At 58.9% G+C, this 20,649-nt stretch carries 17 protein-coding genes; 15 read left to right on the top strand and 2 right to left on the bottom strand.

Going from position 1 to position 20,649, the window contains the following annotated elements; all coding sequences use genetic code 11:
• On the top strand, nucleotides 1-657 hold the full coding sequence (locus tag ACJ8IJ_RS05020) for a sugar phosphatase (protein ID WP_265260980.1): 657 nt from the start codon (nucleotides 1-3) through the stop codon (nucleotides 655-657).
• Between the two features lie 79 nt (nucleotides 658-736).
• A complete protein-coding gene (locus ACJ8IJ_RS05015) occupies nucleotides 737-2,587 on the top strand; it encodes an SLC13 family permease (protein WP_071591449.1) in 1,851 nt (616 codons plus the stop codon).
• A 27-nt stretch (nucleotides 2,588-2,614) separates the two neighbouring features.
• On the opposite strand, the gene yfbR is transcribed toward ACJ8IJ_RS05015, so the two are convergent.
• Nucleotides 2,615-3,214 carry a 5'-deoxynucleotidase gene (gene yfbR / locus ACJ8IJ_RS05010; RefSeq protein WP_015378582.1) on the bottom strand — a complete coding sequence of 200 codons (600 nt, stop codon included), beginning with the start codon at nucleotides 3,212-3,214 and terminating at the stop codon, nucleotides 2,615-2,617.
• Between the two features lie 107 nt (nucleotides 3,215-3,321).
• Entirely contained in the window at nucleotides 3,322-4,536 is a 1,215-nt protein-coding gene (locus ACJ8IJ_RS05005) for a pyridoxal phosphate-dependent aminotransferase (RefSeq protein ID WP_004936047.1), read from the bottom strand.
• Between the two features lie 855 nt (nucleotides 4,537-5,391).
• Here ACJ8IJ_RS05005 and lrhA point away from each other — a divergent pair.
• The 13 genes from lrhA (at nucleotide 5,392) to nuoM (ending at nucleotide 20,648) form a co-directional block, all read left to right on the top strand.
• On the top strand, nucleotides 5,392-6,336 hold the full coding sequence (gene lrhA, locus ACJ8IJ_RS05000) for a transcriptional regulator LrhA (RefSeq protein ID WP_004936045.1): 945 nt from the start codon (nucleotides 5,392-5,394) through the stop codon (nucleotides 6,334-6,336).
• Between the two features lie 708 nt (nucleotides 6,337-7,044).
• Entirely contained in the window at nucleotides 7,045-7,482 is a 438-nt protein-coding gene (gene nuoA, locus ACJ8IJ_RS04995; RefSeq protein WP_004936040.1) for an NADH-quinone oxidoreductase subunit NuoA, read from the top strand.
• A 15-nt stretch (nucleotides 7,483-7,497) separates the two neighbouring features.
• A complete protein-coding gene (locus tag ACJ8IJ_RS04990) occupies nucleotides 7,498-8,172 on the top strand; it encodes a NuoB/complex I 20 kDa subunit family protein (protein ID WP_004936039.1) in 675 nt (224 codons plus the stop codon).
• Between the two features lie 96 nt (nucleotides 8,173-8,268).
• Nucleotides 8,269-10,065: an NADH-quinone oxidoreductase subunit C/D gene (gene nuoC / locus ACJ8IJ_RS04985; RefSeq protein WP_004936036.1), complete on the top strand. Its 1,797-nt coding sequence runs from the start codon at nucleotides 8,269-8,271 to the stop codon at nucleotides 10,063-10,065.
• Between the two features lie 2 nt (nucleotides 10,066-10,067).
• Complete coding sequence (nuoE, locus tag ACJ8IJ_RS04980; protein WP_004936034.1) at nucleotides 10,068-10,619, top strand: NADH-quinone oxidoreductase subunit NuoE; 552 nt, start codon at nucleotides 10,068-10,070, stop codon at nucleotides 10,617-10,619.
• Nucleotides 10,616-11,962, top strand: coding sequence for an NADH-quinone oxidoreductase subunit NuoF (gene nuoF, locus ACJ8IJ_RS04975; RefSeq protein WP_004936030.1), 1,347 nt, complete (start codon nucleotides 10,616-10,618; stop codon nucleotides 11,960-11,962). Before nuoE ends, nuoF begins: the two co-directional genes overlap by 4 nt.
• Nucleotides 11,963-12,039: 77 nt before the next feature.
• Nucleotides 12,040-14,778: an NADH-quinone oxidoreductase subunit NuoG gene (gene nuoG, locus ACJ8IJ_RS04970; protein WP_031300541.1), complete on the top strand. Its 2,739-nt coding sequence runs from the start codon at nucleotides 12,040-12,042 to the stop codon at nucleotides 14,776-14,778.
• Nucleotides 14,775-15,752, top strand: coding sequence for an NADH-quinone oxidoreductase subunit NuoH (nuoH, locus tag ACJ8IJ_RS04965; protein WP_004936022.1), 978 nt, complete (start codon nucleotides 14,775-14,777; stop codon nucleotides 15,750-15,752). Before nuoG ends, nuoH begins: the two co-directional genes overlap by 4 nt.
• A 14-nt stretch (nucleotides 15,753-15,766) precedes the next feature.
• Nucleotides 15,767-16,309, top strand: a complete 543-nt coding sequence (gene nuoI, locus ACJ8IJ_RS04960; RefSeq protein WP_004936019.1) for an NADH-quinone oxidoreductase subunit NuoI — start codon at nucleotides 15,767-15,769, stop codon at nucleotides 16,307-16,309.
• Nucleotides 16,310-16,322: 13 nt separating this feature from the next.
• Nucleotides 16,323-16,880: an NADH-quinone oxidoreductase subunit J gene (gene nuoJ, locus ACJ8IJ_RS04955; protein ID WP_004936018.1), complete on the top strand. Its 558-nt coding sequence runs from the start codon at nucleotides 16,323-16,325 to the stop codon at nucleotides 16,878-16,880.
• On the top strand, nucleotides 16,877-17,179 hold the full coding sequence (gene nuoK, locus ACJ8IJ_RS04950; protein WP_004936014.1) for an NADH-quinone oxidoreductase subunit NuoK: 303 nt from the start codon (nucleotides 16,877-16,879) through the stop codon (nucleotides 17,177-17,179). The genes nuoJ and nuoK overlap by 4 nt, the downstream gene beginning before the upstream one ends.
• Nucleotides 17,176-19,023, top strand: coding sequence for an NADH-quinone oxidoreductase subunit L (gene nuoL, locus ACJ8IJ_RS04945; protein WP_004936005.1), 1,848 nt, complete (start codon nucleotides 17,176-17,178; stop codon nucleotides 19,021-19,023). The genes nuoK and nuoL overlap by 4 nt, the downstream gene beginning before the upstream one ends.
• Nucleotides 19,024-19,118: 95 nt before the next feature.
• The gene (gene nuoM, locus ACJ8IJ_RS04940; RefSeq protein ID WP_004936002.1) at nucleotides 19,119-20,648 is read left to right on the top strand and encodes an NADH-quinone oxidoreductase subunit M; all 1,530 of its coding nucleotides are present in this window, start codon (nucleotides 19,119-19,121) and stop codon (nucleotides 20,646-20,648) included.
• Nucleotide 20,649: the final 1 nt, after the last annotated feature.

Here is a 20,649-nt window from a genome sequence, read left to right as displayed (position 1 = left end):
GTGGAGTGTAAGGGTTTTCTGTTCGATCTTGATGGCACCCTGGTGGATTCGCTGCCGGCGGTAGAGCGCGCCTGGACGCACTGGGCCGAGCGCCGCAGCGTCGATCCGCAAGCGGTGCTGGACTTCATTCACGGTAAACAGGCCATTACTTCTCTGCGCCACTTTATGCCGGGTGAAAGCGAAGCGGAAATTCAGCGTGAATTCCAATTGCTGGAGCAGGTGGAAGCGCAGGATACCGACGGCGTTCGCGCGCTGCAGGGCGCCATTGCATTGCTGGAGCGCTTGAACGCGCTCGGCATCCCTTGGGCGATCGTCACCTCCGGTTCGGTGCCGGTGGCGAGCGCCCGCCGCCAGGCCGGCGGCTTGCCGCAGCCGGCGGTGTTCATCACCGCTGAGCAGGTTAAACATGGCAAGCCGCAGCCCGACGCCTATCTGCTGGGCGCCGAGCGCCTGGGGCTGGCGCCGCACGAGTGCGTGGTGGTCGAAGACGCACCGGCCGGTATTCTCTCCGGCCTGGCGGCGGGTTGCCAGGTGATTGCGGTCAACGCCCCGGCCGATGCGCCGAAGCTGGAGCAGGTCGACCTGCGGCTGGATTCGCTGGCGCAGATCGCCGTCGATAAAACGGCGCAGGGCGCGATCGTTCGCCGGCTGGCCTGAGTGGCATTATCTTCACCCTAATTGATTAGACCCCGCCTCGGCGGGGTTTTTTTATGCTATTTTTTAGGCCCTTGGACATTTGCCGGATGAGGCCGTTTTGAACAGCGAATTACTGTGGGTGCTGAGTTTACTGCTGATTGCCATCGTGCTGTTTACCACCAACAAGCTGCGTATGGACGTGGTGGCGCTGTTGGTGATCATCGCTTTCGTGCTGAGCGGCACGCTCAGCCTGCAGGAGGCGACGGTCGGTTTCAGCGATCCCAACGTGATTTTGATCGCCGCGCTGTTCGTGATCGGCGAAGGGCTGGTGCGCACTGGCGTGGCTTATCAGGTGGGCGACTGGCTGGTCAAAGTGGCCGGCAGCAGCGAAACCAAAATGTTGATGCTGCTGATGGTGACGGTCGCCGGGCTGGGGGCATTTATGAGCTCGACCGGCGTGGTGGCGATCTTTATCCCGGTGGTGCTCAGCGTGACGGCGAGAATGAAGATCGCGCCGGGGCGGCTGATGATGCCGCTCAGTTTCGCCGGGCTTATCAGCGGCATGATGACGCTGGTGGCCACGCCGCCCAACATGGTGGTCAACAGCGAACTGGTGCGCGAAGGCATCCATGGTTTCGGTTTCTTCAGCGTGACGCCGATCGGCCTGGCGGTGCTGGCGCTGGGCGTCGGCTACATGCTGATCGCCCGCCGTTGGCTGGGCAGCAGTGACACGGGCAAAGCCGGCGACGACTGGCAGCGCCGCTCCTTCCGTGACCTGATCCGCGATTATAAGCTGACCGGCCGTGCGCGGCGGTTGGCTGTCCGCAGCGCTTCGCCGCTGATCGGGCGTTCGCTGGACGAGCTGCACCTGCGTGCGCGCTATGGCGCCAACGTGGTGGGCATCGAGCGCTGGAAACGCTTCCGGCGGGTGATGGTCAGCGCCTCCGGCAGCACCGAGCTGCGCGAGGGCGACGTCCTCTTGATCGACATGTCGGACAGCCAGGTCGATCTGCGCGAATTCTGCGGCGAACAGCGGCTGGAGCCGATGGTGCTGCGCGGTGATTACTTTTCGGAACAGTCGCGCAACGTCGGCATGGCGGAGGTCTCGCTGATCCCGGACTCGGCGCTGCTGGGTAAAAGCCTGCGCGAAGCGGCGTTCCGCAGCCGCTACGATCTGAACGTGGTGGGTATCCGCCGTCACGGCGAGACGCTGGGCGGCAAATTGGTGGACGAGCCGCTGGAACTGGGCGACATCTTGCTGGTGATCGGCGACTGGAAGGCGATTCGTCAGCTGCAGGCCAAAACCCACGACTTTATCGTGCTCAATCTGCCGGCCGAGGTGGACGAAGTGGCACCGGCCATCACGCAGGCGCCGCACGCGCTGTTTTGTCTGGCGCTGATGGTGGCGATGATGCTGACCGACGAAATCCCCAACCCAATCGCGGCGCTGATCGCCTGTTTGCTGATGGGCAAGTTCCGCTGCATCGACATGGAGAGCGCCTATAAATCGATCCATTGGCCGAGCATTATTTTGATCGTCGGCATGATGCCGTTCGCGCAGGCGCTGCAAAAGACCGGCGGGGTCGATCTGATCGTCAGCGGGCTGATGGACGTCGCCGGTGGCGCGGGGCCGCGCGTGATGCTGCTGTGCCTGTTCGTCTTGTGCGCCACCATCGGCCTGTTTATTTCCAACACCGCGACGGCGGTGCTGATGGCGCCGATCGCCATTGCCGCCGCGCGCGAAATGGGGGTCTCGCCATACCCGTTCGCGATGATTATCGCCGTCGCCGCGTCCGCCGCCTTTATGACGCCGGTCTCTTCACCGGTCAATACGCTGGTGCTGGGGCCGGGCAATTACAAGTTCGGCGATTTCGTGCGGCTCGGCGTGCCGTTCACTCTGTTGGTGATGGCGGTCAGCGTGATTGTGGTGCCGTGGCTCTACGGCTTTTAACGGCGCAGCGAGGCTGCGCCTGCGGGGTTACAGCGAGCTGTCGAGGCTGATTTCGTCCAATGACAGGCTGAAACTGGGAATGAATACCTCCATGAAGTAGTCCATTTCCGGGCTGCGGCGCTGCTCCAGGGTTTTATCCAGCCGCGCCTTGGCCAGGGTGAATTCGTTGTTGCCGGCAGACAGCTCCTCCAGGCATTTCAGGTAGGCGCACAGTGCGTCCGCCTGCTTTACCACCTGTTTTTCATCTTCGCTGTAGTAATGCTCATCGAGAATGGTGCGGAAATCGTTGCGCAGCTCAGCGGGGATCATGTCCAGCAGCTTTTGCTGGGCGATCTTCTCGATCTTCTTGTACTCGTGGGCGATCTGCGGATTGTAGTACTTGATCGGCGTCGGCATGTCGCCGGTGATCACTTCGCTGGCGTCGTGGTACATCGCCAACAGGGCAACGCGGTCGGCGTTGAGATTGCCGTTGAATTTGCGGTTCTTGATCACCGCCAACGCGTGGGCGACAAAGGCCACCTGCAGACTGTGTTCGGAGACGTTCTCGGTACGCACGTTGCGCATCAGTGGCCAGCGGTTGATCAGTTTCAGGCGGGACAGATGGGCGAAGAAATGGCTCTGGCTCATGGTGCTCTCTTTAACGGCAAGTGAGGGCCCCATTGTGAAGCAGTGACGGCGAATTTTGCAACCGGGCAATGAGAGAAGGGCGCAGCAAGGCGCTGCGCCCCAGGCGATTACTGATGGTAGCCTTCAAGGAAACGGCCTAGCTTGCCGACCGCCATTTCCAGCTCGTCTACGCGCGGCAGGGTGACGATACGCACGTGATCCGGGTAGGGCCAGTTGAATGCGGTCCCCTGTACCAGCAGCACTTTTTCCTGCAGCAGCAGATCCAGCACCAGTTTCTGGTCGTCATGGATATTGAAGCGTTTGGCATCGATGCGCGGGAACATATACAGCGCGCCCTGCGGCTTCACGCATGAGACGCCCGGAATGTCGTTGAGCAGTTCCCAGGTGCGGTTGCGCTGTTCGTAAAGACGGCCACCGGGCTGAATGAATTCGCTGATGCTTTGATAACCGCCCAGCGCGGTCTGAATGGCGTGCTGCATCGGCACGTTGGCGCACAGGCGCATCGAAGCCAGCATCTCCAGCCCTTCGATATAGCCTTTGGCGTGCTTCTTCGGCCCGTTCAGCACCATCCAGCCCTGACGGAAGCCCGCCACGCGGTAGGTTTTCGACAGGCCGTTGAAGGTCACGGTCAACAGATCCGGCGCCAGCGCAGCGATCGAATGATGCTCCGCTTCGTCATACAGGATCTTGTCGTAGATTTCGTCGGCGAAGATGATCAGGTTGTGTTGGCGGGCGATCTCGACGATCTGCTCCAGCAGCGCTTTACTGTACACCGCGCCGGTCGGGTTGTTCGGGTTGATGATCACGATGCCGCGGGTGCGCGGGGTGATCTTGCTGATGATGTCGTCCAGATCCGGGAACCAGCCGGCCTGCTCATCGCACAGGTAATGTACGGCCTTGCCGCCGGACAGCGAGACCGCGGCGGTCCACAGCGGATAGTCCGGCGCCGGCACCAGCATTTCGTCGCCGCTGTTGAGCAGCGCCTGCATGGATTGAACGATCAGCTCGGAGACGCCGTTGCCAATGTAGATATCCTCAACGGTCACGTCACGCATGTTGCGCGCCTGATAGTGCTGCATGATCGCTTTACGCGCCGAGAAGAGGCCTTTGGAATCGGAGTAACCTTGCGCCGTGGGCAGATTGCGGATCACGTCGACCAGGATTTCGTCCGGGGCGTCGAAACCGAACGGGGCAGGGTTGCCGATGTTCAGTTTCAGGACTTTGTTGCCTTCTTCTTCAAGACGTTTAGCTTCTTTAAGCACCGGGCCGCGAATGTCATAGCAGACGTTGTCCAGTTTGCTGGATTTCTCAATGGGGGACATAAAAAGTTGAGCCTTTTGCTGGGATAGGGGCGCTCCTACCGTGGGACGCCGCAACCCGCCCAATGTACTCCTGGCGTAGTTGCTTTTGAAGGGTTTTGCACGCCTTTGGTGCAAATGCATGTCGTAACGGGGGATTTTAGTTATGATAAGCAAAGGTAAAGTTATTTTGTGGTTCATAATTTCATGAACTATAATTTTACTAGGGTTTTGTTCTGTGAAATTGCGTGTCGATAAACGAGACGTGCCGGCGATCGCGGCCGGTAGCAGTGAAATGATAAGCCGAAAGTGAGAATGGGCTTCAATAAACTGTAAAGGAACGATAATACCGGAGTTGTCTGATAGCGGGTTGCCGGTTAGCGCACCACACTAAGAAAATGGCATATTTACATTAGCTTTACTTTATATTTCAGCTTAAGCATTGTTTATGTGGTTATAGGATTATTATTTAAAGTAAAAATCTTACTGATTGAATTTATTAAATTCATTGAGTGATAACACGAAGTGGGTGCCGTTAATTATTTATATTTCTTGCTCGTAAATGCAGTCTGAACGCCGGTTGATAAGGATTCTCAGTAGCACGAATGGAGTGGAAATTAGGCGGTATCAATGAGTAAAATCTCAGGTTCGGTGGGGGTTTTCCCTTTCCACCGGTATTCAGTCCCCCGCGTTCTATAAGCACCATCGATAGATCGCATTTTAAAAGGCGATAGAGGTAACGAATCATAAGTAATTTTTTTGCCCTCCACTTATGAGTGGGGTACTGTCATAACAGGCTCCGTCCTTTTCAACGGCGTCTGAGAAACACACCAGGGTAGTAGTTCGTAAATTAGAATTTAAAAAAGTGAAGAATACACTATGACAACTGCAAATCGTCCGATACTTAATCTCGACCTCGATCTGCTAAGAACCTTTGTTGCGGTTGCTGATTTGAATACCTTCGCGGCGGCGGCTGTTGCCGTTTGCCGTACGCAATCAGCCGTCAGCCAACAAATGCAGCGATTAGAGCAACTGGTCGGCAAAGAATTGTTTGCCCGCCATGGGCGCAACAAACTCCTGACTGAGCATGGTATTCAGCTTCTCGGTTATGCCAGGAAGATCCTGCGCTTTAACGACGAAGCCTGTACCTCGCTGATGTACAACAATATTAAAGGTGTTCTGACCATCGGCGCTTCCGACGACACCGCCGATACCATTCTGCCTTTCCTGTTGAACCGCGTGACCGCCATCTATCCGAAGCTGGCCATTGACGTGCGCGTAAAGCGCAGCACGACGATGGTCGATCTGCTGGAAGAGGGTGAGATCGATCTGGCGGTGACCACGGCCGATCCGGCCGGGCACCCGCACATCGTGCTGCGCACGTCGCCGACGCTGTGGTACTGCGCTGCCGATTACCACTATCAGGCCGGCGAACCTATCCCGCTGGTGGTGATGGATGAACCAAGCCCGTTCCGCGCGCTGGCGATCAAACAGTTGGACGAAGCCGGTATCCCGTGGCGTATCGCCTACGTCGCCTCCACGCTGTCTGCGGTGCGGGCGGCCTGTAAGGCCGGCCTGGGCGTGACCGCGCGGCCGATCGAGATGATGAGCCCCGATCTGCGGGTGCTGGGCGCGGTGGAAGGTTTGCCGCCGCTGCCGGATACCCAGTATGCGCTGTGCAAAAACGCGCAGTGCAGCAACGAACTGGCAATGGCCATCTTCAGCGCGATGCAGGGCGGCAATGACGGCTATGGTTTCAACGGCGCGGAAGCCGGTCTCCAGGGCGATCAGGATGACGCCAGCCTGGTGGACGAAGAAGAATAACGCCGCGGCGTGATATCTGATGAAAAACCTCTGCTTCGGCGGAGGTTTTTTTTGCCCTTTTTTTGGCGATTTTTACTGTTATAGGGATTTAATGACGATTTTGTTATGAGTTGGCTGTTTTATTAACTTTTAAGCGTTGCTGAAAAGAGAATTTGACCGGGTTTAAGATGCTGGGTTTATTTTTTGAACAATAAGATTGAATGAGTTAAAGGCATGGTAATAGCAGGGTTATTTTGTTAGCTTATGACGGCCGTTTTTGCGGCGTAATTTGAGGAAAATTGTTAAAGGGCCACACTTTTTTTGAGGATTTATGCTGAAAACGTGTCCTGGATCAAAAAAATACCCCTAGGTAGTGAGTGGAAGAACAGGGAATTCCTGAGACAATGGTATAGTAAAACTGAAATGTGCATGTTGGTTTATATCTATCTGTTTCTACACAAAAATTAACTGACACGATTTAGCCTGTCCCTGGCGCATCAAATGTTAATCAAATGATACGTATGTAAACTAGTGTGTAGATACTTTTGTCAAAGTTGACAAAAGGTTATAGAAAGGAGTAAAAAGCCCACAGAAAAACGCTGCCTAACTCGCTGTAAAAGCAGTTTGTTTGTGTGGTTATTTATCCTTCCCTTAAATCGATGTGGCGCACTAACTGCCGGTGACAAGAGCAGTGCGATCGACGCCACTTTTGATGAGTAAGCATAGAGTATGTCAACAACCACTGAAGTTATCGCTCATCACTGGGCGCTCGCCGTATTTCTCGTCGTGGCTATCGGGCTTTGCGGCTTAATGCTGCTGGGTGCGTTCTTCTTGGGCGGGAGAGCCCGGGCGCGCGCCAAACACACCCCGTTTGAATCAGGTATCGACTCCGTCGGCACGGCGCGCATGCGCTTGTCCGCCAAGTTTTACCTGGTGGCCATGTTCTTCGTTATTTTCGACGTTGAAGCCTTATACCTGTATGCCTGGTCGGTCTCGATTCGCGAGAGCGGCTGGGTGGGCTTTATCGAAGCCGCCATTTTCATTTTGGTGCTATTGGCCGGTCTGGTTTATCTGGTGCGCATCGGCGCGTTGGATTGGACTCCGGCGCGTTCCCAACGCCGCAGCAAACCGAGCACGATCACTAACACCAACAGTCATCCGCAGTAACAGCGAGGCATTAAGATGGACTATACGCTCACCCGCATAGACCCGAACGGTGAGAACGACCGTTATCCCCTGCAAAAACAGGAGATCGTCGCCGATCCCCTGGAACAACAGGTTCACCGCACGGTTTACATGGGTAAACTCGAACATGCGCTGCATGACATGGTGAACTGGGGGCGTAAAAACTCTATTTGGCCGTATAACTTCGGCCTTTCGTGCTGTTACGTGGAGATGGTGACGTCGTTTACCGCCGTTCACGACGTGGCGCGTTTCGGTGCGGAAGTGTTGCGCGCCTCCCCGCGTCAGGCTGACCTGATGGTGGTGGCCGGCACCTGCTTCACCAAGATGGCTCCGGTCATCCAACGCCTGTACGAGCAGATGCTGGAGCCCAAGTGGGTGATCTCAATGGGCGCCTGCGCCAACTCCGGCGGCATGTACGACATCTATTCCGTGGTGCAGGGCGTGGACAAGTTCCTGCCGGTCGACGTGTACATTCCCGGCTGCCCACCGCGTCCGGAAGCTTACATGCAAGCGCTGATGCTGCTGCAGGAATCCATCGGCAAAGAACGTCGCCCGCTGTCGTGGGTTGTCGGCGATCAGGGCGTTTACCGCGCCAATATGCAGTCTGAAAGAGAGCGTAAACACGGCGAGCGCATCGCGGTGACCAACCTCCGGACGCCTGACGAGATTTAAGACGTTCATTTAACGTCCATCTTAGTGCGCTATTGGTTAACACAGCGAAAAGTGAAACTTGCGGCGAATAACCCTTTAGTGTGGTGAAAAAAAATTATGACAGATTTGACGACGCACGACGCCTTGCCTGCCTGGCAGACCCGAGATCACCTTGACGACCCGGTGATCGGCGAACTGCGCAACCGTTTTGGGCCGGAAGCCTTTACTGTTCAGGCCACCCGTACCGGCATGCCCGTGGTATGGGTTAAACCTGACCAGTTGCTGGAAGTAATGACGTTCCTGAGAAAACAGCCGAAGCCGTATGTCATGCTGTTCGATCTGCATGGCGTGGACGAACGTCTTCGCACCCACCGCGACGGCCTGCCCGCTGCGGATTTCTCCGTTTTCTACCATCTGATTTCCATCGAACGCAACCGCGACATCATGCTGAAGGTGGCGCTGTCTGAAAAAGACCTGCACGTGCCGACTGCGACCAAGGTGTTCCCGAACGCCAACTGGTATGAGCGCGAGACCTGGGAAATGTTCGGCATCACCTTCGACGGCCACCCGCACCTGTCGCGCATCATGATGCCGCAGACCTGGGAAGGGCACCCGCTGCGTAAGGACTACCCGGCGCGCGCCACTGAATTCGATCCTTTCGTGCTGACCAAGCAGAAAGAAGATCTGGAGATGGAAGCGCTGACCTTCAAGCCGGAAGACTGGGGCATGAAGCGCGGCACCGAGAACGAAGACTTTATGTTCCTCAACCTCGGCCCGAACCACCCGTCCGCGCACGGTGCGTTCCGCATCATTCTGCAGCTGGACGGCGAAGAGATCGTCGACTGCGTGCCGGATATCGGCTATCACCACCGCGGCGCCGAGAAGATGGGCGAGCGTCAATCCTGGCACAGCTACATTCCGTACACCGACCGCATCGAGTACCTCGGCGGCTGCGTGAACGAAATGCCTTACGTGTTGGCGGTTGAAAAGCTGGCCGGCATCAAGGTGCCTGAGCGCGTCGACACCATCCGCGTGATGCTGTCCGAGCTGTTCCGCATCAACAGCCACCTGCTGTACATCTCCACCTTCATTCAGGACGTCGGCGCGATGACCCCGGTGTTCTTCGCCTTTACCGACCGTCAGAAGATCTACGATCTGGTGGAAGCGATCACCGGCTTCCGTATGCACCCGGCCTGGTTCCGCATCGGCGGCGTCGCGCACGATCTGCCGCGCGGTTGGGATCGCCTGCTGCGTGAATTCCTCGACTGGATGCCGAAGCGTCTGGACTCCTACGTGAAAGCGGCGCTGAAGAACAGCATCCTGAAAGGCCGCTCCATCGGCGTCGCGTCTTATAACGCCAAAGAAGCGCTGGAGTGGGGCGTGACCGGCGCCGGCCTGCGCGCGACCGGCGTTGAGTTCGACGTGCGTAAATGGCGCCCGTACTCCGGCTACGAGAACTTCGACTTCGAAGTGCCGGTCGGCGACGGCACCAGCGACTGCTACACCCGCGTGATGCTGAAGGTGGAAGAGCTGCGCCAGAGCCTGCGCATCCTCGAACAGTGCCTGAACAACATGCCGGAAGGCCCGTTCAAGGCCGATCACCCGCTGACTACGCCGCCGCCGAAAGAGCGCACGCTGCAGCACATTGAAACGCTGATCACCCACTTCCTGCAGGTTTCCTGGGGCCCGGTGATGCCAGCCAACGAATCATTCCAGATGATTGAAGCCACCAAAGGGATCAACAGCTACTACCTGACCAGCGACGGCAGCACCATGAGCTACCGCACCCGGGTACGTACGCCGAGCTTTGCGCACCTGCAGCAGATCCCATCGGTCATCCGAGGCAGCCTGGTTTCCGACCTGATCGTCTATCTGGGTAGTATCGATTTTGTAATGTCAGATGTGGACCGCTAACTATGCATGATCAAAAAGACAATCACGCAGTCAATGATGCGCTCGAGCCCATCAACGCAGCCGCTCCTCAGAGCGGCGTTGATGCATTTGTACTGAGCGCGGAAGAACGTGATGCGATCGAGCACGAAAAGCACCATTACGAGGATCCGCGCGCCGCTTCCATCGAAGCACTGAAAATTGTGCAGAAGCAGCGCGGCTGGGTTCCGGACGGTGCGATTTACGCCATCGCGGAAGTGCTGGGCATCCCCGCCAGCGACGTAGAAGGCGTGGCCACGTTCTACAGCCAGATTTTCCGTCAGCCAGTAGGACGTCACGTGATCCGTTATTGTGACAGCGTTGTTTGTCACATCACCGGTTACCAGGGCATTCAGGCCGCTATCGAGAAGAAGCTGAACATCAAACCGGGTCAAACCACCTTTGATGGCCGCTTCACGCTGTTGCCGACCTGCTGTCTGGGCAACTGCGATAAAGGGCCGACCATGATGATTGATGAGGACACTCACAGTCAGCTGAAGCCTGAAGATATCGAGACGCTACTGGAGCAGTATCAATGACCAAGCACATTGTACGCACTCCCGAAACGCATCCGCTGACCTGGCGTCTGCGCGATGACAAGCAGCCGCTGTGGCTGGATGAATACCGCAGCAAAAACGGCTATGCCGGTGCGGAAAAGGCCCTGAAGGGCCTGGCGCCCGACGAGATCGTCAGCCTGGTGAAAGATTCCGGGCTGAAGGGCCGCGGCGGCGCGGGCTTCTCCACCGGTTTGAAGTGGAGCCTGATGCCGAAGGACGAATCCATGAACATCCGTTACCTGCTGTGTAACGCCGATGAGATGGAGCCGGGCACCTATAAAGACCGCCTGCTGATGGAGCAGTTGCCGCACCTGCTGGTGGAAGGCATGCTGATCTCCGCGTTCGCGCTGAAAGCCTACCGTGGCTACATCTTCCTGCGCGGTGAGTACATCGAAGCGGCGGCGCACCTGCGTCGCGCCATCGCGGAAGCCACCGAAGCCGGCTATCTGGGCAAGAACATTCTCGGCACCGGGTTTGATTTCGAGCTGATCGTGCACACCGGCGCCGGCCGTTACATCTGCGGCGAAGAAACCGCGCTGATCAACTCGCTGGAAGGCCGCCGCGCCAACCCGCGCTCCAAGCCGCCATTCCCGGCCAGCGCCGGCGTGTGGGGCAAGCCGACCTGCGTCAACAACGTCGAAACGCTGTGCAACGTGCCGGCCATTTTGGCGAACGGCGTGGAGTGGTACACCGGCATCTCCGGCAGTGAAGACAAAGGCACCAAGCTGATGGGCTTCTCCGGCCGGGTGAAAAATCCGGGCGTCTGGGAGCTGCCGTTCGGCACCACCGCGCGTGAAATCCTGGAAGACTACGCCGGCGGCATGCGCGACGGTCTGCGCTTCAAAGCCTGGCAGCCGGGCGGCGCGGGCACCGACTTCCTGACCGCCGATCACCTCGACCTGCCGATGGAATACGGCGCAATCGGCAAAGCCGGCAGCCGTCTCGGCACCGCGCTGGCGATGGCGGTAGACCACGAAATCGGCATGGTGCCGCTGGTGCGCAACCTGGAAGAGTTCTTCGCCCGCGAGTCCTGCGGCTGGTGTACGCCATGCCGCGACGGCCTGCCGTGGAGCGTGAAGATCCTGCGTGCGTTGGAAAACGGCGAAGGGCAGCCGGGGGATATCGAAACCCTCGAACAGCTGTGCCGTTCCCTCGGCCCGGGCAAAACCTTCTGCGCCCACGCGCCAGGTGCCGTAGAGCCACTGCAAAGCGCGATTAAATATTTCCGTGAAGAGTTCGAGGCGGGTATCGCCGTGCAGCACTTCGGCAACGCTCATGCGATTGGCGGCATTCAGCCGAACAACCTGCTGAAGCAGCGCTGGTAAGCCGAATTCGCCCGAACACGGCCAGAATTTTTGATTAACGCCTGCCGCAAGGCAGGCCACTTGGAAGCATGCTGACTATGGCTACGATTCATGTAGACGGCAAAGAGTATGAGGTAGACGGGGCGGACAACCTGCTGCAGGCTTGTCTCTCCCTCGGCCTTGATATTCCTTACTTTTGCTGGCATCCGGCGCTGGGAAGCGTCGGCGCTTGCCGCCAATGTGCGGTAAAGCAATACCAAAACGCGGAAGATACGCGCGGCCGTTTGGTGATGTCCTGTATGACCCCGGCATCCGATGGCACCTTCATCTCCATCGATGACGGCGAAGCGAAGCAGTTCCGTGAAAGCGTGGTCGAGTGGTTGATGACCAACCACCCGCACGATTGCCCGGTTTGTGAGGAAGGCGGTAACTGTCACCTGCAGGATATGACGGTAATGACCGGCCACAGCTTCCGTCGCTACCGCTTCACCAAGCGCACCCACAACAACCAGGAGCTGGGGCCGTTTATCTCGCACGAGATGAACCGCTGCATCGCCTGCTACCGCTGCGTGCGTTACTACAAAGACTATGCGGACGGCACCGACTTCGGCGTGTACGGCGCACACGACAACGTCTACTTCGGTCGCCCGGAAAGCGGCACGCTGGAAAGCGAGTTCTCCGGCAACCTGGTGGAAGTGTGCCCGACCGGCGTCTTCACCGACAAAACGCACTCCGAGCGTTACAACCGTAAATGGGACATGCAGTTCGCGCCGAGCATTTGCCAGCAGTGCAGCATCGGCTGTAACACCAGCCCGGGCGAGCGCTATGGTGAGCTGCGCCGTATCGAAAACCGTTACAACGGCAGCGTGAACCACTACTTCCTGTGCGACCGCGGCCGTTTCGGTTACGGCTACGTCAACCAGAAAGATCGTCCGCGTCAACCGCAGCAACTGCGCGGCGACGACTGGATCACCCTGAACGCCGAGCAGGCGATGCAGGGCGCGGCGGACATCCTGCGTCAGGCGAAGAAAACCATCGGCATCGGCTCCCCGCGCGCCAGCCTGGAAAGCAACTTCGCGCTGCGCGAGCTGGTCGGCGCCGAGAACTACTACACCGGTATCGCTCAGGCGGAGCAATCACGCCTGGCGCTGATGCTGAATGTGCTGAAGAACGGCGGCGTTCATACGCCGGCGCTGCGTGAGATCGAAGATTACGACGCGGTGCTGGTGCTGGGCGAAGACCTGACGCAAACCGGCGCGCGCATCGCGCTGTCCGTGCGCCAGGCCGTCAAGGGTAAAGCCCGCGCGATGGCGGCGGCGCAGCGCGTTGCCGACTGGCAGATCGCGGCGGTGCAGAACATCGGCCAGCACGCCAAGTACCCGCTGTTTACCACCAACGTCGACAACACCCGCCTGGACGACATCGCCGCCTGGAACTACCGCGCGCCGGTAGACGAGCAGGCGCGCTTCGGCTTCGCCATCGCTCACGCGCTGGATAGCGCAGCGCCGGCGGTGAACGATCTGGCTGAAGGCCTGAACAAGAAAGTCGACATCATCGTGCAGGCGCTGACCGGCGCACGCAAACCGCTGATCGTGACCGGCAGCAACGCCGGCAGCGAAGCCATCATCGAAGCGGCGGCCAACATCGCCAAAGCGTTGAAGGGCCGCGGTTCCGATGTCGGCATCACCTTCGTGGCGGGCGCAGCCAACAGCATGGGTTTGGCGATGATCGGCGGCGGTTCGCTCGATCAGGCGCTGGAACAGCTGGCGAGCGGCGCAGCCGACACCGCCATCGTGATGGAAAACGATCTCTATCGCCATGCGCCGGCGGCGCAGGTGGACGCGGCGTTGGCCAAGGTCAATAACCTGATCGTCGCCGACCACCAGCGCACCGCGATCATGGACAAAGCCAATCTGATCCTCTCCTCGGCCAGCTTCGCCGAGAGCGACGGTACGCTGATCAACCAGGAAGGCCGCGCGCAGCGCTTCTTCCAGGTATACGATCCGGCTTATTACGACGACGCCAAGAAGAATCAGTTCACCGTGATGCTGGAAAGCTGGCGCTGGATGCACTCGCTGCACTCCACCTACACCAGCCGCCACGTGGACTGGACCCAGCTCGATGACGTGATCGCCGCTTGCGTCGCCGCGTTGCCGCAGCTGCAGGGCATCGTCGACGCCGCGCCGGACGCGACGTTCCGCATTCGCGGTCAGAAGCTGGCGCGTTCGCCGCACCGTTCCAGCGGCCGTACCGCCATGCGCGCCAACATCAGCGTGCACGAGCCGCGTCAGCCGCAGGATAAAGACACCATGTTCGCCTTCTCGATGGAAGGGAACAACAGCCCGCTGGCCGATCGTCAGCAGATCCCGTTCGCCTGGGCGCCAGGCTGGAACTCACCGCAGGCCTGGAACAAGTTCCAGGCCGAAGTGGGCGGCAAACTGCGCCACGGCGATCCGGGCGTGCGCCTGATCGAAGCGGGGGAGGGCAGCCTCGGTTACTTCGACCGCGTGCCAGCCGCCTTCAATCCGGTCGACGGCTGGCGTGTCGCGCCTTATTACCACCTGTTCGGCAGCGATGAAATGTCGCAGCGCTCTCACGTGATCCAGCAGCGTATGCCGGAAGCCTACGTGATGGTCAACCCGGCCGACGCGGCGACGCTTGGCGTCAACGCGGGCAGCCTGGTGGAGTTCAGCTGTGCGGGCCAGACCTTGCGTCTGCCGGTGCGTCTGAGTGAAACCCTGACCCAGGGCCAGGTTGGTTTGCCGCTCGGCTTGCCAGGGATCCCGCCGATCTTGGTGGGTGCTAAGGTAGACAATCTGCGGGAGGCGGCACGATGAGCTGGTTTACCCCTGAGGTGATCGACATCTTGATCGCCATTCTTAAAGCGGTCGTGATCCTGTTGGTGGTCGTGGCGTGCGGGGCATTCATGAGCTTCGGCGAACGCCGCCTGCTCGGCCTGTTCCAGAACCGTTACGGACCGAACCGCGTAGGCTGGGGCGGCTCGCTGCAGCTGGTCGCCGACATGATCAAAATGTTCTTCAAGGAAGACTGGGTGCCGAGATTCTCCGACCGGGTGATCTTCACCCTGGCGCCGATGATCGCCTTTACTTCCCTGTTGCTGGCATTTGCCATCGTGCCGGTCAGCCCGACCTGGGCGGTGTCCGATCTCAACATCGGTATTCTGTTCTTCCTGATGATGGCCGGCCTGGCGGTGTACGCCGTGCTGTTCGCCGGATGGTCGAGCAACAACAAATACTCGCTGTTGGGCGCGATGCGCGCCTCCGCGCAAACTCTGAGCTACGAAGTGTTCATCGGCCTGTCGCTGATGGGCGTGGTAATGCAGGCGGATTCGTTCAACATGCAGGCCATCGTTGAATCTCAGGCGCACGTCTGGAACGTCATTCCGCAGTTCTTCGGCTTCGTGACCTTCGCGATCGCCGGCGTGGCGGTGTGTCACCGCCACCCGTTTGACCAGCCGGAAGCCGAGCAGGAACTGGCCGACGGTTACCACATCGAATATTCCGGCATGAAGTTCGGTCTGTTCTTCGTGGGGGAATACATCGGTATCGTTACGGTGTCCGCCCTGATTGTGACGTTGTTCTTCGGCGGTTGGCAGGGTCCGTTCCTGCCGCCATTCATCTGGTTCGCGTTGAAAACGGCCTTCTTCATGATGATGTTCATCCTGATCCGCGCCGCGCTGCCGCGTCCGCGTTATGACCAGGTGATGTCCTTCGGCTGGAAAGTGTGCCTGCCGCTGACGCTGCTGAACCTGCTGGCGACCGCCGCGGTCATTTTGTACAACGCTCAATAAGGGGTGAATAAACCATGACATTGAAAGAGTTAGTGGTTGGTTTCGGCACCCAGATGCGCAGCATTTGGATGATTGGCATGCATGCCTTCGCCAAGCGCGAAACCCAGATGTATCCGGAAGAACCGGTGTACCTGCCGCCACGCTACCGCGGCCGCATCGTGCTGACGCGCGATCCGGACGGCGAAGAGCGCTGCGTCGCCTGTAACCTGTGTGCGGTTGCCTGCCCGGTCGGCTGTATCTCGCTGCAAAAAGCAGAACAGAAAGACGGCCGTTGGTATCCGGAGTTCTTCCGCATCAACTTCTCGCGCTGCATCTTCTGCGGCCTGTGCGAAGAGGCTTGCCCGACCACCGCTATCCAGCTGACGCCGGATTTCGAACTGGGTGAGTACAAGCGTCAGGATCTGGTGTACGAAAAAGAAGATCTGTTGATCTCGGGGCCGGGTAAATATCCGGAATATAACTTCTACCGGATGGCCGGTATGGCGATTGACGGCAAAGCCAAAGGCGAAGCCGAAAACGAAGCCAAACCGATCGACGTCAAAGGTCTGTTGCCCTAAGGAGCCAGCAAGCATGGAAATTGCATTTTATCTGGCAGGTTTGATTGCGGTGGCCGCGACGATTCGCGTGATCACCCATACCAACCCTGTGCATGCGCTGCTGTATCTGATCGTCTCGTTATTGGCGATCTCGGCAGTCTTCTTCTCTCTCGGCGCCTACTTTGCCGCCGCATTGGAAATCATCGTTTATGCGGGCGCCATCATGGTGCTGTTCGTGTTCGTGGTGATGATGCTGAACCTCGGCAACGTGCAGCAGCAAGAGCGCGACTGGATGAAACCGACGGTGTGGATCGGGCCTGGCCTGCTGTCACTGGCGCTGCTGGTGGTATTGATCGTTGCGATCCGCAGCGTATCCGATCAGGGCATCAGCGGTGAGATGGTCGACGCGAAGGCGGTGGGCATCAGCCTGTTCGGGCCTTACGTACTGGCGGTTGAGCTGGCTTCAATGCTGCTGTTGGCGGGGCTGGTTGTCGCCTTCCATATCGGCCGCGAGCACAAGCCTGGCGAGGTGCTGAGCAACGCGCCGGTGGGTGGCGAAATGGCGAGAAGAAAATCGGAGGAGCAAGCATGATCCCTCTTCAACACGGCCTGATCCTGGCGGCTATCCTGTTTGTGCTCGGGTTGACCGGGCTGCTGGTGCGCCGCAACCTGCTGTTTATGCTGATCAGCCTGGAAGTGATGATCAACGCTGCGGCGTTGGCGTTTATCGTGGCGGGAAGCTACTGGGGCCAGGCGGACGGGCAGGTGATGTACATCCTGGCGATCAGCCTGGCGGCAGCCGAGGCCAGTATCGGCCTGGCGCTGCTGCTGCAGCTCTACCGTCGTCGTCATACCCTGAATATTGATACTGTCAGTGAGATGCGCGGATGAACCTATTATATTTAACAATTCTGCTACCGCTGATCGGGTTCCTGCTGTTGGCATTTTCCCGCGGTCGTTGGTCTGAGAACACGGCGGCCACCGTCGGCGTGGGCTCTATCGGCCTGGCTGCGCTGGTCACGGTGTATGTGGCGATGGATTTCTTCGCCCAGAAAGCCGCCGGCGTGCAGCTGTTCGAGCAAAGCCTGTGGACCTGGATGGCCGTCGGCAACTTCAATATCGGCGTGACCCTGGTGCTGGACGGCCTGTCGCTGACCATGCTGTCGGTGGTCACCGGCGTCGGCTTCTTCATCCACATGTTCGCTTCCTGGTACATGCGCGGTGAAGAGGGCTATTCGCGCTTCTTCGCCTACACCAACCTGTTTATCGCCAGCATGGTGGTCCTGGTGCTGGCGGACAACCTGCTGCTGATGTATCTGGGTTGGGAAGGCGTGGGCCTGTGCAGCTACCTGTTGATCGGCTTCTACTACAAAGATCCGGCCAACGGCGCGGCGGCGATGAAAGCCTTTATCGTCACCCGCGTGGGCGACGTGTTCCTGGCGTTCGCGCTGTTCATCCTCTACAACGAGCTGGGCACGCTGAACATCCGCGAGCTGATGATCCTGGCGCCGCAGAAACTGGCGGTGGGCGATACGGCCATCACCTGGGCGACGCTGATGCTGCTGGGCGGCGCGGTCGGTAAATCGGCGCAGCTGCCGTTGCAAACCTGGCTGGCGGACGCTATGGCGGGCCCAACCCCGGTTTCCGCACTGATCCACGCGGCGACCATGGTGACCGCAGGCGTCTACCTGATCGCCCGCACGCACGGCCTGTTCCTGATGGCGCCGGAAGTGCTGCATCTGGTGGGCATCGTCGGTGCGGTCACTCTGCTGCTGGCCGGCTTCGCCGCGCTGGTGCAGACCGACATCAAGCGCGTGCTCGCTTACTCCACCATGAGCCAGATCGGTTACATGTTCCTGGCGCTGGGCGTGCAGGCATGGGACGCGGCGATCTTCCACCTGATGACTCACGCGTTCTTCAAGGCGCTGCTGTTCCTGTCGTCCGGTTCGGTGATCCTGGCCTGCCACCACGAGCAAAACATCTTCAAGATGGGCGGCCTGCGCAAGAGCATCCCGCTGGTGTACGTCTGCTTCCTGGTGGGCGGCGCGGCGCTGTCTGCGTTGCCGCTGGTCACGGCCGGCTTCTTCAGTAAGGACGAGATCCTGGCGGGCGCGATGGCCAACGGCCACATCAACCTGATGGTTGCCGGCCTGGTCGGTGCGTTCATGACCTCGCTGTACACCTTCCGTATGATTTTCATCGTGTTCCATGGCGAAGAGAAAATCAAAGCGCATGCCGGTAAAGGCATCACTCACCACCTGCCGCTGCTGGTTCTGCTGGTGCTGTCCACCTTCGTCGGCGCGATGATCGTGCCGCCGTTGCAGGGCGTGCTGCCGGAGACGACCGAGCTGGCGCACGGCAGCGTACTGCGGCTTGAAATCACCTCCGGCGTGGTGGCTATCGTCGGCATTCTGCTGGCGGCCGCGCTGTGGCTGGGCAAACGCAGCCTGGTCAACAGCATCGCCAACAGCGCACCGGGGCGTTTCTTCTCGACCTGGTGGTTCCATGCCTGGGGCTTCGACTGGCTGTATGACAAAGTATTCGTCAAGCCGTATCTGGGCATTGCGAAGCTGCTGCAACGCGATCCGCTGAACTCGCTGATGAACCTGCCGGCCGTCTTCTCCCGCTGGGGGAACCGCGGTCTGACGGTGAGCGAGAACGGCCAGGTGCGTTGGTATATAGCGTCTATGGGTGTGGGTGCAGTGGTCGTATTGGCTCTGTTGATTCTGGTTTAATTGAATAATTTAAACAGACGCATTTTTCGGGCGTAGCGCCGGGCAGGCGCTACGTACAAAGTTTGAAATTATTCGTATAAGGGACACAAAACGCCATGCTATTACCTTGGCTAATTCTTATCCCCTTTATCGGCGGTCTGCTGTGCTGGCAGCTTGAGCGCTTCGGTACTAAGGTGCCGCGCTGGATAGCGCTGATCGCAATGGGGCTGACGTTGGCGCTCTCTCTGCAGCTGTGGATGCAGGGCGGCTATACATTGACCACGCCGAAAGGCATTCCGCAGTGGCAGAGCGAATTCCTGCTGCCGTGGATCCCGCGCTTCGGCATCTCCATCCACCTGGCGCTGGACGGTCTGTCGCTGCTGATGGTGGTGTTGACCGGTCTGCTGGGCGTGCTGGCGATCCTCTGTTCCTGGCGTGAAATCCAGAAGTATCAGGGCTTCTTCCACCTCAACCTGCTGTGGATCCTGGGCGGCGTTATCGGCGTGTTCCTCGCCATCGACATGTTCCTGTTCTTCTTCTTCTGGGAAATGATGTTGGTGCCGATGTACTTCCTGATCGCGCTGTGGGGCCACAAGGCGTCGGACGGTAAAACCCGCATCACCGCGGCGACCAAGTTCTTCATCTACACCCAGGCCAGCGGTCTGGTGATGCTGATTGCGATCCTGGGCCTGGTGTTCGTGCACTACAACGCCACCGGCGTGTGGACCTTCGATTACGAAGACCTGCTGCAAACGCCGATGTCCCACAACGTGCAATATCTGCTGATGCTGGGCTTCTTCATCGCCTTCGCGGTGAAAATGCCGGTGGTGCCGCTGCACGGCTGGTTGCCGGACGCGCACAGCCAGGCGCCGACCGCAGGTTCCGTCGACCTGGCGGGCATTTTGCTGAAAACCGCGGCCTACGGCCTGCTGCGTTTCAGCCTGCCGCTGTTCCCTGAGGCTTCACACGAGTTCGCCCCAATCGCCATGTGGCTGGGCGTGGTCGGTATCTTCTACGGCGCCTGGATGGCGTTCGCGCAGACCGACATCAAGCGTCTTATCGCTTACACCTCGGTCTCGCACATGGGCTTCGTGCTGATCGCCATCTACACCGGCAGCCAGCTGGCTTACCAGGGCGCCGTGATCCAGATGATCGCGCACGGTCTGTCTGCCGCCGGTATGTTTATCATCTGCGGCCAGCTGTATGAACGTCTGCACACCCGCGACATGCGTCAGATGGGCGGCCTGTGGGGGCGTATCAAGTTCATCCCTGCGCTGTCGCTGTTCTTCGCCGTGGCTACGCTGGGGATGCCGGGTACCGGTAACTTCGTCGGCGAATTCATGATTCTGTTCGGCAGCTACCAGGTGGTGCCGGTGATCACCGTGATCTCCACCTTCGGTCTGGTGTTCGCTTCGGTTTACTCGCTGATCATGATGCAGCGCGCTTACTACGGTGCGCCTAAGTCAGACCAGCCGCTGCAGGGCATGACCGCGCGCGAACTGTTCATCATTCTGCTGCTGGTGGTGTTGCTGGTTCTGCTGGGGGTTTACCCGCAGCCGATTCTGGATACTTCCAACGCGGCGATGAGCAACGTGCAACACTGGTTTGGTTCGTCAGTTTCAGCAATTTCAACAACAAGGCCGTAAT

Origin of the sequence: Serratia sp. CY40230 (genome assembly GCF_052168835.1) — a bacterium.
Taxonomy (GTDB): Bacteria; Pseudomonadota; Gammaproteobacteria; order Enterobacterales; family Enterobacteriaceae; genus Serratia; species Serratia nematodiphila.
This window is presented reverse-complemented; position numbering and strand designations above follow the sequence as displayed.

Excerpts from the sequence above, each read along its gene's own strand:
- yfbR (WP_015378582.1), bottom strand. The coding sequence starts at position 3,214 with ATGAGCCAGAGCCATTTCTTCGCCCATCTGTCCCGCCTGAAACTGATC.
- ACJ8IJ_RS05005 (WP_004936047.1), bottom strand. The coding sequence starts at position 4,536 with ATGTCCCCCATTGAGAAATCCAGCAAACTGGACAACGTCTGCTATGAC.
- lrhA (WP_004936045.1), top strand. The coding sequence starts at position 5,392 with ATGACAACTGCAAATCGTCCGATACTTAATCTCGACCTCGATCTGCTA.
- nuoA (WP_004936040.1), top strand. The coding sequence starts at position 7,045 with ATGTCAACAACCACTGAAGTTATCGCTCATCACTGGGCGCTCGCCGTA.
- ACJ8IJ_RS04990 (WP_004936039.1), top strand. The coding sequence starts at position 7,498 with ATGGACTATACGCTCACCCGCATAGACCCGAACGGTGAGAACGACCGT.
- nuoC (WP_004936036.1), top strand. The coding sequence starts at position 8,269 with ATGACAGATTTGACGACGCACGACGCCTTGCCTGCCTGGCAGACCCGA.
- nuoE (WP_004936034.1), top strand. The coding sequence starts at position 10,068 with ATGCATGATCAAAAAGACAATCACGCAGTCAATGATGCGCTCGAGCCC.
- nuoF (WP_004936030.1), top strand. The coding sequence starts at position 10,616 with ATGACCAAGCACATTGTACGCACTCCCGAAACGCATCCGCTGACCTGG.
- nuoG (WP_031300541.1), top strand. The coding sequence starts at position 12,040 with ATGGCTACGATTCATGTAGACGGCAAAGAGTATGAGGTAGACGGGGCG.
- nuoH (WP_004936022.1), top strand. The coding sequence starts at position 14,775 with ATGAGCTGGTTTACCCCTGAGGTGATCGACATCTTGATCGCCATTCTT.
- nuoI (WP_004936019.1), top strand. The coding sequence starts at position 15,767 with ATGACATTGAAAGAGTTAGTGGTTGGTTTCGGCACCCAGATGCGCAGC.
- nuoJ (WP_004936018.1), top strand. The coding sequence starts at position 16,323 with ATGGAAATTGCATTTTATCTGGCAGGTTTGATTGCGGTGGCCGCGACG.
- nuoK (WP_004936014.1), top strand. The coding sequence starts at position 16,877 with ATGATCCCTCTTCAACACGGCCTGATCCTGGCGGCTATCCTGTTTGTG.
- nuoL (WP_004936005.1), top strand. The coding sequence starts at position 17,176 with ATGAACCTATTATATTTAACAATTCTGCTACCGCTGATCGGGTTCCTG.
- nuoM (WP_004936002.1), top strand. The coding sequence starts at position 19,119 with ATGCTATTACCTTGGCTAATTCTTATCCCCTTTATCGGCGGTCTGCTG.